This window comes from Novosphingobium sp. KCTC 2891, from assembly GCF_025938155.1.
Lineage (GTDB): Bacteria > Pseudomonadota > Alphaproteobacteria > Sphingomonadales > Sphingomonadaceae > Novosphingobium.
Map to the genome: position 1 here is coordinate 766157 of NZ_JAPCZG010000001.1, position 11954 is coordinate 778110.

Sequence of the window (11954 nt, forward strand, 5' to 3'; positions counted from 1 at the left end):
GCCTCAGAGGATGAAAGCACTGCCCGCGCCCAGGTCGATGTGCCCGGTCAGGGCGATTTCGAAATCGGCGGCCAGGTTGCCGTCGACATTGGCCTGGACGATCGTCTGGTTGGTCAGGGCATCGTAGAAGTAATGGACCTGTCCTGCTGCGGTGAACGGTGTGCCTTCGCCTTGCAGGAACGTGAAACTCTGGTTCCCGCCCCGGCCGCTTCTGGCATCTATGCCGGAGAGGTCGATCCGGTCGAACGCCGGGTTGAAGTCTGCAATGACATCGTGGTTCAGGCCCACCACGCTGTCGGACAGGGCGTTGAAGCGGAACGTGTCGGATCCGGCACCGCCATACATCGTGTCGCGACCGGCTCCGCCGATCAGCAGGTCGTTGCCGTCGCCGCCGTACAGCGTGTCATTGCTGCCGGCGCCCTCCAGCCTGTCGTTGCCGCCAAGCCCGAAGATGGTGTCCGCGCCCTTGCCGCCATAGAGGAAGTCCTCCTCGATGGTGCCCGTCAGGGTCGATCCGGTGTTCGACGCGGACAGTGTCACGCCGCCCCGGTTGGTCACCGTCACTGTCAGCGCCTGGTTATCGACCAGCGATCCGTCGGATGCAGTGACGGTCAGGTTGTAGACGTTGTTCGCACCGCTGTCGGCGGGTGCTTCGTAGTCCGGCGCTGCGATGAAGCGCAGCGCGCCGGTCGCGGCGTCGATGGCGAACAGCGCTGCATCGGTGCCGGAGAGCGAGTAGGTGCGCGCCGTGCCTTCGGGGTCGGTCGAGGTGACGGTGGTGACCGCCGTGGTGTTCTCCGCCACCGAGAGCGAGGCCGAAGCACCGCCCCCGTTCGAGGTGATGATGGGGGCTTCGTTGCCGTTGGTCACGGTGACCGCGATCGCCTGCGTATCGGTCAGAGATCCGTCAGACGCGGTAACGATCACGTCATAGACGTTGTTCGCGCCCGCATCGGCCGGCGCCTCGAAGTTCGGCGCGGACTTGAAGCTTAATGCACCGGTCGTGGCGTTGATGTTGAACCGCCCCGCGTCGGCGCCGCCCGAGATCGAATAGGCCAGAGCCGTGCCTTCAGGATCGGTCGAGGTCACGGTGGTGACGGCTGTGGTGTTCTCCGCCACCGAGACGGCTGCCGTCGCGCCGCCCCCGTTCGAGGTGATGATGGGGGCTTCGTTGACATTGGTCACGGTCACCGCCAGCGCCTGCGTATCGATCAGCGTGCCATCTGAGGCGGTGACGATCACGTCATAGACGTTGTTCGCGCCGGCATCCGTTGGTGCTTCGAAGTTCGGTGCGTTCACAAAGGAGAGGGCGCCGCTGGCCGCATCGATGACGAACTTGTCGGCGTCGGCGCCGCCCGAGATGGAGTAGATGCCGGGCGTGCCTTCGGGGTCGGTCGACGTGACCGTGGTGACGGCGGTGGTGTTTTCCCCGATCGAGACGGCTGCGGTATCGGTGCCGCCGTTGGACGTGATGACCGGTGCTTCGTTGACGTTTGTAACCGACACCGCCAGCGCCTGGCTGTCGGTCAGCGCGCCGTCGGAAACGGTGACGATCACATCATAGACATTGTTCGTTCCCGCGTCCGCCGGTGCCTCGAAGTTGGGGCCGCTCACAAACGCCAGCGCGCCTGTGACCGCATCGATCGTGAAACTGGCGGCGTCGGCCCCGCCCGAGATCGAGTAGGTCGCTGCCGGGCCATCGGCATCGGTGGACGTCACGGTCGTGACCGCAGTGGTGTTTTCCGCCACAGAGATCGCCGCCGTATCGCCGCCCCCGTTCGAAGTGATGACCGGCGCTGCCGAAACCGCCGCCTCCGTCACGGAGACGGTGTGGGATCCGATCGGCCCCAGATCGACCGTCAGCTTGTCGCCAACCTGCGATATCACGGTAGCACCCGTTACGTTCACGGCCTTGCCGGTGGGGTCCGCGAGATCGATCACGATCCGGCCTTCGCCCTCGACGGTGAAGTTGAGGTTGTGGCCGTCGCCTGTCAGGGTGACGAGGGTGGCGCGCATCGGCAGGTCGATGATGTGGCTGACATCGTCCTGCGCCGCGCCCAGCGTGATCGTGAAGGTTCCGCCCGCCTTGGGCAGGAACACGCTGTCCGCGTCATAGGCGTACCAGCCCGCCACGTTCTGGATGATCTGGCTGCCCTGGCCTTTCAGGTCGAACGCGAACTGGCCGACGTTGCTGGCCGTAACCGTGGCGGTGACGACGTTGCCCGAAACCGAGGTGGTCACGGTGGCGGCATCGAAGGCGTTGATGCGGTTGGCAAGGTCGCCCAGCGTCACGAATTCCCTGCCGTCGGCCGCGGCCTTGGAAATGAAGTCGTTCCACAACTGCGTGGAATAGCCGGTCACCTGGAACCCGGTCGCGCCATAGTCGTGCCATGGCCAGACCACGATCGGCGTGTCGCCATGGGCGCTGATCTTGTCATACTGCGACGCCAGCATCGCGCTGGCCTGGGTGGGGTTCAGCTTCAGCCATTCGAACAGGGTGAAGTCGAAATAGGTGTTGGGAGCGAGGTAGACTTTCCCCTCGCTGCCCGGCGTCAGGTAGCCAAAGGCGTTGGGATAGCCCGCGCCCTGTCCCGAATAGCCGCCGCTCAGGTAGGTGGTCACGTATTGCTCAATGGCCAGCGCGGTATCGACCGTTTCCGGTGCGCCCGGCACTGCTGCGCCGGTGATCTGGTAATTGTAGCCCAGCGCCGCGCTCAGCTGCTGTTGCAGCACGGTCGTGCTGTCGCCGAATTCGAACGCCATCTGGCTGGCGGTCAGGGTATTGGTATCGAACGGGTGCGTGTAGCTGTGCGTACCCAGTTCGTTGCCCATGTTCACCAGCGCGGTGTAATAGGGCAGGGACTTGGCCCAGTCGGTGGTTTCCCCGTTCTTCGGATCGTTGCCGATGTTGAGGTAGTAGCTGCCGACGAAATTGTACTGCTGCTTCCAGCCGGCCAGCAGAGGCATCAACTGGTCATAGACACCGAGGGTGCCGTCGGTCGGCGAAACCGCCGAGGGGTACATGCTCTGGTCCATGTCGACACGCGCGGCGACGAGGCCGGTTTCGCGCGTCATGTGCAGCGAGACCGACACGTTGTTGCCGTTCACGACATAGTCGATGGCTTTCTGCAGCATGTTGGCGTCGGCCATCACGCCGTCGCTGGAGAACAGCACGTTGCGCCCCCCGGTCTGCGTCGCCAGCACGGCGGCGTAGTCGGTGGTGCCGTTGATGGTCTCCGTGGCGATGGTCTTGCCGGTGCCGCTCACGCTTTGGAACGCGTTCCAGCCCACGCCGGTATACTGGTTGACCACTTCGCCGTTGGCGTAGCCATCGAGCACCAGGCCGGTGGGATCGGTGGCGTGGATCGTCACGTCGGCGGGGAAGCCGCCGGTCACGCGTGTCGCATCGAGCAGCGAGGCCATCCGCGCATAGGAATTGCCGGGCAGGGCGTTGTTGTTCTGGTCATCGGTCATGAACTCGCCCGAGACGACGAGGCCGACGTGGAACTGCTGCGAGGCGACTTGCAGCGCATGGGCGATGGCATCGACCTGGCTCGACTGCACATTGCGGAACGAGGGAAATACGATCGCCTTGTACTGCGCCAGTTTGGCGATGTCGGTCAGGTCGGATTCGTTCAGCAGGTCGAAGGAAACGCCCGCCTGCATCGCCTGCGACTGCGCCGACATGAACAGCTGCGAATAGGCCGTCTTGTTGAAATAGTTGGCAGCGGTCGTTTCGGAATAGACAATGGCGATCTTGGTGTCGGTGCCCGGCGTGATGCTGGACACCGCCGAATCGTCCCAGATGCGGATCGAATTGCCCGCGTAGCTGGTGGGAATGAACGGGCTGTTGTTGATGTCGTACAGCGTGTCGATCGCAGCGGGGCTGCCGATCGCGGCCTTGGAAACGCGCAGCTCGACGACGGTCCCGTCCGCGCTCCTCGCCATGGCCAGGTTGTCCGCGACCAGCGTCTGGCCATCGGCGCCGCTGTAGAGCGCGGCCGTTCCATCGGCCTTGAAGTTCACGTTGAACTCGGCGCCGCCGGCAAACCCGAAGACCTGATAACCGGTCGACGTGTTGAGATCGGTATTGAGCCAGATCGTCGTGTTCGGCCCGACCGCGGTGGGGGCAGACAGCGCGAAGATGTAGTCGGTCGCGTCGGTGGTGGCGTAAATCTGGTAGCCCGTCACCGCGCCGCCATCGATCCGCTGGGTCGAAGACCAGTCCGACAACAAACCATCGAGCAGTATATTGGTCATTGAAAGCCCTTCCGACTGACCGGGCCGCGCGCCGATTGGCGCAAGGCGGCCGGGTTCTTATCCCTGCTGCCCCGCAGGCTAGCCTCAAACGCGACTCCACCCACGTGCGCTGAAGTGGCAGGCGTAGCCCAATGGGGGTAAGGGAAGGCCGCGGCATCCGAAGTTCGCCGCGCCGCTCGGGAACCCGATAAGGGGGCTTGATTTCGACCTGCAACGTACAGTTCGTGCATGATTCGTGTCGGGGTGTAAGCGAGGCGCACTAAGCGGAAAGGTAAATAAACCCTTAATTCGGATAGCTTTGGTCTGTCCGATCGGCTTCCTGTTGAGCGGTTTCATGCGCGGCATTGTTCGCGGCGGCAGGGTTCGGGATATTTGGGGTGCTTTGTTTTATCATGACGATTTAGGGGTAATTCATGGGGGATCATCGGGATTTCGGGCCTTGTGTCCCGAAATCGGGCACAGGGGCGCCCAAGCACCCTGTCCGCACTGCTCCCGCCGGGTGTCCGCGATAGGGCAACATCATGAAACGGCGCGAAGATATTGCGCAGGGCAAGCATTTCGGCCCAGGTCCGGCACCCTCTGATACCGCACCTGAAAAGCGCATCGAGAGCCTGCTGCGCAGCACCCCGATGCAGGCCGAATCCCCTGAAACTGCCGCCGTCGCGTCCCGCCGGGACAATTGTTGGCTACCCCATCTGGCAATGAGCGTTCCACGGCCCGCTCCAGCTAAGTTGCATCTGGCCGTGTGTGTTCGCCCCGCAGCCTTTCCGTCCAGTCATCCTGCGTGAGGGACCCCCATGCTCAACATCGACATCGCATCGCTTGATCGCCGCCATGCCGTCCTCGTCACCGGCGGTGCGGGCTACATCGGCAGCCACGCCGTGCTGGCGCTGGCGGACGCGGGTTGGCCTGTCGTGGTGCTGGACAATCTGGTCACAGGCTTCCGCTCGGCGGTCGATAGCCGGGCCTGCTTCGTGGAGGGCGACGTCCGGGACGCCGCGCTCGTACGGTCGCTGCTGCTCTACTACGAAGTCGGCGCAATCATGCACTTCGCCGGTTCGGTGGTGGTCCCCGAATCGGTTTCCGATCCGCTCAAGTATTATGACAACAACGTGGCTGCGAGTTGCTCGTTGCTTCAGAGCGCGATTTCGTGCGGCGTGCCGCACTTCGTGTTCTCCTCGACCGCAGCCACCTATGGCAGCCCCGAGGACGAGCGCGTTTCGGAAAGCACGCCGACCATTCCCATCAATCCCTATGGCCGGTCGAAGCTGATGGTCGAGGCGATGCTGGCGGATGTGGCGGCGGCCCATCCGATCAATTATTGCGCACTGCGATACTTCAATGTCGCGGGGGCGGATCCCGATGGCCGAGCGGGCCAGTCCACGCTGGGCGCCACGCACCTCATCAAGGTTGCGGTCGAGGCCGCGCTGGGGCGGCGCGAAGGTGTAGAGGTGTTCGGCACCGACTTCGATACGCATGATGGCACCGGCGTGCGCGATTATATCCACGTCAGCGATCTCGCCGATGCCCACATTCATGCGCTGGAACTGCTGATGATGGACCCGTCGGCCAGCCACACGATGAATTGCGGCTATGGATCGGGCTTCTCCGTGCTCGATGTGCTCGACGCAGTGGAGCGCGCTGCCAATTGCCGGATCCGCCGCACCATGCGGCCGCGGCGGGCGGGCGATCCTGGCGCGCTGATCGCGGACAACCGGCTGATCCTCTCACGCACCGGGTGGAGGCCGCAGCACGCCAATCTTGACGCGATCGTTCGCGACGCACTGGCTTGGGAAAGCCACCTGGAATGGCTGCGTTCGTCGCAAAGCCGGGTGCGGGAAGTGGCGTTGTAAGGGCGCGCCGAAGCGAGATTTCGCCGGCTTGGGGGGGATAATGACTGCCGTTCTGGTCAGTCTTCCTGACGTTCCTTCGGGGCGGTGATCCCCGCGCCCAGGATGCCGGCGGCGATGTCGGCGATGCGCTCGGGGTCTTCCTCCTGCCAGACGGCGTAGCGCATCCCGAGGAACACGTTCATCCCCATGATCGCCCATGCGTGCGCCTCTTCCAGGTCGCTGCGCAGTTCACCGCGCTGTGCGCCCGCGCGCAGACGTTCGAGAATGCGCTGCGCGGTGGACTGGTAGTGATCACGGAAGCTGGACGGATCGACGAATTCGGCCTCGTCGATGATGCGGTAGATCTCCTTGCGCTCCGATGCGAAGCGCAGGAAACCGGCCAGCGCGACGCGTTCCTGTTCCAGCGCGGGCAAGTGCTCGTCCTGCCGCTTGCGGGCCGCTTCGCGCACGCGGGCGCTGAGATCGCTCACCAGTGCGCGGAAAATCGCCTCCTTGGAATCGAAGTAAGTGTAGAAGCTGCCCAGCGCCGTGCCCGCGCGCATCGTGATCCCGTTGATCGATGCATCGTGGAAGCCCTTTTCCCCGAACTCCACCTCGGCCGCGTTGAGCAGCTTGCGCAAGGTCTTGCGGCCGCGTTCGGTCCGGGGAACCTTGTCCGATGGGGAAGGGGGCAGCGCTTCGTCTGTGTTCATCGCGCAACAGCTAACCCTAGAATCCCGCCGTGGCAAACATCCAATGTTGAAACATGGTTCAACTATCAATATTCCTCGGTGAAAGAAGATTCATCCGGGAGAGTATAGATGCAGAAGGCTCGCCTGCGCGCGATTGGTTCGTCTCCGTTCGTCCTTGCCACGTTGATTGCTGGCGGCCTTGGTGTTTCTGCGCCCGCGCTGGCGCAGGAAACTGCCGTGAATGAGGCTGCAGGCGCGGACGAGGGCGGTATCATCGTCACTGCCCGCCGGCGCGAGGAGCGGCTGGTCGACGTGCCGATCGCGGTGACCACCCTTTCGGGCGATGCGCTGCAGAAGGCCGGCGCGCTCGACATCACGGACGTGGCCCAAAGTGCACCTAACGTGACACTTGAGGTCTCGCGCGGCACCAACTCCACGCTTTCCGCCTTTATCCGCGGCATCGGCCAGCAGGATCCCGTGTCTGGCTTCGAGCAGGGCGTCGGCATCTATCTTGACGACGTCTACCTCAATCGTCCGCAGGCGGCGGTGCTCGACATCTATGACGTGGAGCGCATCGAAGTGCTGCGCGGGCCGCAGGGCACGCTTTACGGTCGCAACACCATCGGCGGTGCGGTGAAGTATGTGACCAGGCAGTTGCCGCAGGAATTCTCGCTCAAGCTGCGCGGCACCTATGGCAGCTACGATCAGGCTGACGGCGTGCTCACCGTGTCTGCGCCGGTGTCCGACCTGATCCGCGTGGGCGGCTCGGTCGCGCGGCTTTCGCGCGGGGGCTTCGGCAAGAACCTCACCACCGGCCTCGACAACTACAACAAGGACATCTGGGCCGGGCGCGGCACGGTCGAGTTCGGCGGCTATGGCCAGCCCGTTCTGGTCCGCATCTCGGGCGATTATACCCGCGACAAGAGCAATCCGCGCGGCGGCCACCGCCTGATCCCGGGGCAGAAGTCTGGCACTCCGCTGCTGAGCGACGTTTTCGACACTCAGGGCGGCCTGAACGACCCCAAGCAGGACGTGAAGGCCTATGGCCTGTCCATGAACGTCACTGCCGAGCTGACCGACAAGCTGACGCTGCGTTCGATCAGCGCATGGCGCAAGGATGACAGCGCCTCGCCGATCGACTTCGACGCGCTGCCCGCCGTCGATGTCGACGTGCCCGCCTATTACCGGAACGAGCAGGCCAGCCAGGAAGTCCAGCTGCTGTACGACAATGGCCCGCTCAACGTGATCGTCGGCGCCTATTATCTCACCGCCAAGGCCGACACGCAGTTCGATGTGCGCCTGTTCACTTCGTTCCCCGGCCTGACCGCCTTTACCGAGGCAAACGTCGATACCGATACGTGGGCGGTGTTCGGCGAACTGAACTATGACCTGACCAGCCAGCTCAGCCTGACGCTGGGCGGCCGCTACACCTGGGACGAGCGCAAGGCGAAGATCCTGCGCCAGAACTATCTCGGCGGCGGGTCGCCCGTGTTCGGCGGCCTTGGCGTGCCGTTCGGCGCGGCGGGCACCGACTTTACCGGCGGGGCCACGTTCAAGAAGTTCACCCCGCGCGTCTCGCTCAGCTTCCAGCCGACGCGGGACCACAATTTCTATGCTAGCTTCAGCCAGGGCTTCAAGGGCGGCGGCTTCGATCCGCGCGGCGTGGGCACCAATGCGCCCGACTATGATGGCAATGGCACCCGCAGCGACGCCGAGATCGCCCGCTACCTCAGCTTCCGTCCGGAATCGGTCGACAGCTACGAGATCGGCTACAAGGGCAATCTGATGAACGGGGCGCTCTATGTCGCGCTCGCGGCGTTCCGCATGGACTACAAGGACGTGCAGATCCCCGGGTCGGCGGGTTGCACGGTCGGCGGGTTACCCAGCTTCTGCGGCATCATCACCAATGCGGGCAAGGCGCGCCTGCAGGGCGTGGAGTTCGAGACCAATGCCCGGCTTGGCCGCGACCTGATCGGCGCGGGCGATGCGCTGCGGCTGATCGGTTCGGTGGGCTATATCGATCCCAAGTTCCGCGAATACATCACCCAGATTGCAGGTGTTGGTCCGGTGGACGTGGCCGAATACCGCAAGGTGCAGAACACGCCGAAGTTCACCGGCAGCGCCACGCTGAACTACACGACCCCGGTGGGCGAGGGCGATCTCTCGCTCGGCACCACCTATTCCTATCGCAGCAAGACCTACCAGTTCGAGGTGCCCAACCCCTACATCGACCAGAAGGGCTACGGACTGCTCGACGCGAGCGTGGTCTATACGGCGCCCGGCAACCGCTGGAGCATCGGCGTGCACGGCAAGAACCTGCTCGACAAGGAATACAAGACCTCGGGCTACACCTTCGTCGCGGCCGATCCCAAGACCGGCGTGATCGCCACCAATCCCGATGGCACGCTCAAGCCGTCGCTGGGCAAGGAAGGTACGCTGACGGCGTTCTACGGCAATCCGCGCCAGGTGTTCGTGACTGCCACCCTGCAGTTCTGACGCGGTGGGCGGGGCTGCGCGCACCTCATCCCTCCCTCGGCGCGCAGCCCCGACCGAACCCATGTCCGATAGGGAGCCTGACCCAATGGACTTTGCCGTCCACCACTACTCCAGCGCCTGCGGGCGGCTGGACCTCGCCGCGCGCCTCTATCCCGGCCCTGCCCAAGGCGGTGCGCAAACCCCGCTTCTGCTGATGCACGGGCTGACCCGCAACAGCGCCGATTTCGAGCCGCTCGCCGCGCATCTTGCCGGCCGCTACCGCCTGATCGTGCCCGACCAGCGCGGGCGGGGGCAGTCCGACTGGGACCCCGATCCCGCGAACTATCGTCCCGACGTTTATGTGCAGGACATGTTTGCCCTCCTCGACGGGCTGGGCATCGAACGGGCCGGTCTGATCGGGACGTCGATGGGCGGCCTCATGGCGATGGTCATGGCGGCGGCGAGGCCCGGCGCCTTTTCTCAGATTGTGCTCAACGACGTGGGGCCGGTGCTCGAACCCGAGGGCATCGCCCGTATCCAGGGCTATGTCGGCCCCTCCGCACCGATGCCTGACTGGCCCGCAGCTGCAGGGCGCAGTGCAGCGGTGAATGGCGAGGCCTTTCCCGGTTATGGCCCGGTGGAATGGCTCGCCTTCGCCCGCCGCACCTGCCGCGAAACCGATGCCGGCATCGTGCTGGACTACGATCCGGCGATTGCCGCCAGCATCGGCGGGGATCAGCCGCAGACCATTCCGCCGGACCTGTGGCCGTTGTGGGATGCGCTGGACGAAATCCCGGTGCTCGCCGTGCGCGGCGCGATTTCGGACCTGTTCTCGCGCGCGACCGCCGATGCCATGCGCGATCGGCACGCCGGTCCGTTCGCGCTTGTGGAAGTGCCGCGCGTCGGCCACGCTCCGATGCTCGACGAACCAGAAGCGCTCGACGCGATCGAACGCCACCTCGGGAGATACCTGACCTGATGCCACAGGATGCCGCAAGCACGCCCGCCGGGGTGCCTCGTTCCAACGTTGTGCTGGCCATGCTGCTCGCGGTTTACGTCCTGAACTTCGTGGACCGGCAGATCCTCTCGATCCTTGCCGCGCCGATCCAGGCCGAACTCAACATCGACGATGCGCGCATGGGCCTGCTGGGCGGGATCGCCTTTGCGTTGCTGTATTCGATGCTGGGCGTGCCGCTGGCCCTTCTGGCCGACCGCGCCAGCCGCACGTGGGTAATCACCGGTGCGCTCGTGGTGTGGAGCGTGTTCACCGCGCTGTGCGGCATGGCGCAGAATTTCTGGCAACTCTTCGGGGCGCGGGTCGGCGTCGGTGTGGGCGAAGCGGGCGGCGTCGCTCCGTCCTATGCGCTTATCGGCGATTATTTCCCCAGTGAACGGCGCGCCTTCGCGCTTTCGATCTATTCGCTCGGCATTCCGCTCGGCTCGGCCATCGGTGTGTTGGCCGGAGGCTACATCGCGGCCACTATCAATTGGCGGATCGCGTTCCTTGTCGTGGGTGCCGCGGGCGTGCTGTTGGCGCCGCTGTTCCGCCTTCTGGTCGCGGACCGGCCGCGTCCGATCGCGCGGCTGGGCGAGACTTTGCCAAGTCAGCCGCGTCTCGGCGATGTTGCGCGCCTGCTAGCGGCGAAGCCTTCGTTCTGGCTGCTGACCTTTGGCGCCACCGCCAGTTCGATGCTGGGCTACGGTCTTGGCTTTTGGCTGCCCAGCCTGCTCCAGCGCAGCTATGGCCTCAATCTCGTGCAGACCTCGCATTTCATCGGGGTGATCCTGCTGCTGGGCGGCGTGGGGGGAATGTTGGCGGGCGGCAGCATTGCTGACCGGCTGGGACAGACCGACCGCGCTTGGTACGGCCGCGTTCCGGCCATCGCCTTCGTCGCTGCGGTGCCGCTGTTCGCAGCCGGCATCCTCAACGACAACGTCTGGCTCGCCTTCGTGCTGTTTCTGATCCCGCAGGCGTTCGCCTACGTCTGGCTGGGGCCGGTGCTGTCCTCGATCCAGCATCTGGTGGAGCCTCGCGCACGGTCGATGGCCTCCTCGCTGTTCCTGCTCATCAACAACCTGATCGGTCTGGGCGGCGGGATCTATGCGCTGGGCGCGCTGTCGACCGCGCTGACGCCGCACTATGGCGCGGACGCGCTGCGTTACTCGATGCTCTACGCGCTCGGTCTCTATGGTGTCGCAGCACTCCTGATGGTGCTGGGCGGCAACGCCTTGCGCCGCGACTGGGTGGACGAAGCCTGAGCGTGGACCAGGCGTGCGCCCGGAATGATCCGGGCCTGCCGCCGGCTGTGGGACATCGTTGTCGGGCATCGGGCCGGGTTAGGAAGGCCTGATCTAATGATCTTCACCCCCGTTGCGGCGAACTTCACGAGCAATGGACATGGCCGATGACGGCAGGTTCATGACCCAGCCAGGGCAGGGGCCTCGCAAGGAGATTATGAAGCCCTGATGGGTGCTCATGATGGGCCGGCGAATCGGGTTTTGCGGTGATTCGGGGGTGTTTGCGGGGTGGGGATGTGGTGTAACACGTTGTTATTACGCCATTTCTCACGAAGACCGCAACAAAAGTGCAAAATGGGTTTGACGGTTTGGCGAGTGGTCCATATATGCGGCGACACCGGACGGGACGCTGCGAAACGCGACGTTCTACTGGTCGCCACATAGAGACGGACGCCGA

Annotated in this window: 6 protein-coding genes; 4 read left to right on the forward strand and 2 right to left on the reverse strand. The window is 64.5% G+C overall.

Features of this window, described 5'->3' with window-relative positions:
• Positions 1-3 precede the first annotated feature (3 nt).
• Positions 4-4260: a cadherin gene (locus tag OLX02_RS03620; RefSeq protein WP_264420282.1), complete on the reverse strand. Its 4257-nt coding sequence runs from the start codon at positions 4258-4260 to the stop codon at positions 4-6.
• 797 nt (positions 4261-5057) lie between these two features.
• On the opposite strand from OLX02_RS03620, the gene galE reads away from it, so the two are divergent.
• Complete coding sequence (gene galE, locus OLX02_RS03625) at positions 5058-6113, forward strand: UDP-glucose 4-epimerase GalE (RefSeq protein WP_264420284.1); 1056 nt, start codon at positions 5058-5060, stop codon at positions 6111-6113.
• 56 nt (positions 6114-6169) lie between these two features.
• Here the strand turns inward: galE and OLX02_RS03630 are convergent, their stop codons facing one another.
• A complete protein-coding gene (locus OLX02_RS03630) occupies positions 6170-6805 on the reverse strand; it encodes a TetR/AcrR family transcriptional regulator (protein WP_264420286.1) in 636 nt (211 codons plus the stop codon).
• A gap of 108 nt (positions 6806-6913) precedes the next feature.
• Between OLX02_RS03630 and OLX02_RS03635 the strand changes: the two genes are divergently transcribed.
• The 3 genes from OLX02_RS03635 to OLX02_RS03645 all read left to right on the forward strand — a co-directional run bounded on the left by OLX02_RS03635 (position 6914) and on the right by OLX02_RS03645 (position 11518).
• Positions 6914-9280 carry a TonB-dependent receptor gene (locus OLX02_RS03635; protein WP_264420287.1) on the forward strand — a complete coding sequence of 789 codons (2367 nt, stop codon included), beginning with the start codon at positions 6914-6916 and terminating at the stop codon, positions 9278-9280.
• An 85-nt stretch (positions 9281-9365) separates the two neighbouring features.
• Positions 9366-10238 carry an alpha/beta fold hydrolase gene (locus OLX02_RS03640; RefSeq protein ID WP_264420288.1) on the forward strand — a complete coding sequence of 291 codons (873 nt, stop codon included), beginning with the start codon at positions 9366-9368 and terminating at the stop codon, positions 10236-10238.
• Complete coding sequence (locus tag OLX02_RS03645; RefSeq protein WP_264420289.1) at positions 10238-11518, forward strand: spinster family MFS transporter; 1281 nt, start codon at positions 10238-10240, stop codon at positions 11516-11518. The genes OLX02_RS03640 and OLX02_RS03645 overlap by 1 nt, the downstream gene beginning before the upstream one ends.
• Positions 11519-11954 lie beyond the last annotated feature (436 nt).

Excerpts from the sequence above, each read along its gene's own strand:
- OLX02_RS03620 (WP_264420282.1), bottom strand. The coding sequence starts at position 4,260 with ATGACCAATATACTGCTCGATGGTTTGTTGTCGGACTGGTCTTCGACC.
- galE (WP_264420284.1), top strand. The coding sequence starts at position 5,058 with ATGCTCAACATCGACATCGCATCGCTTGATCGCCGCCATGCCGTCCTC.
- OLX02_RS03630 (WP_264420286.1), bottom strand. The coding sequence starts at position 6,805 with ATGAACACAGACGAAGCGCTGCCCCCTTCCCCATCGGACAAGGTTCCC.
- OLX02_RS03635 (WP_264420287.1), top strand. The coding sequence starts at position 6,914 with ATGCAGAAGGCTCGCCTGCGCGCGATTGGTTCGTCTCCGTTCGTCCTT.
- OLX02_RS03640 (WP_264420288.1), top strand. The coding sequence starts at position 9,366 with ATGGACTTTGCCGTCCACCACTACTCCAGCGCCTGCGGGCGGCTGGAC.
- OLX02_RS03645 (WP_264420289.1), top strand. The coding sequence starts at position 10,238 with ATGCCACAGGATGCCGCAAGCACGCCCGCCGGGGTGCCTCGTTCCAAC.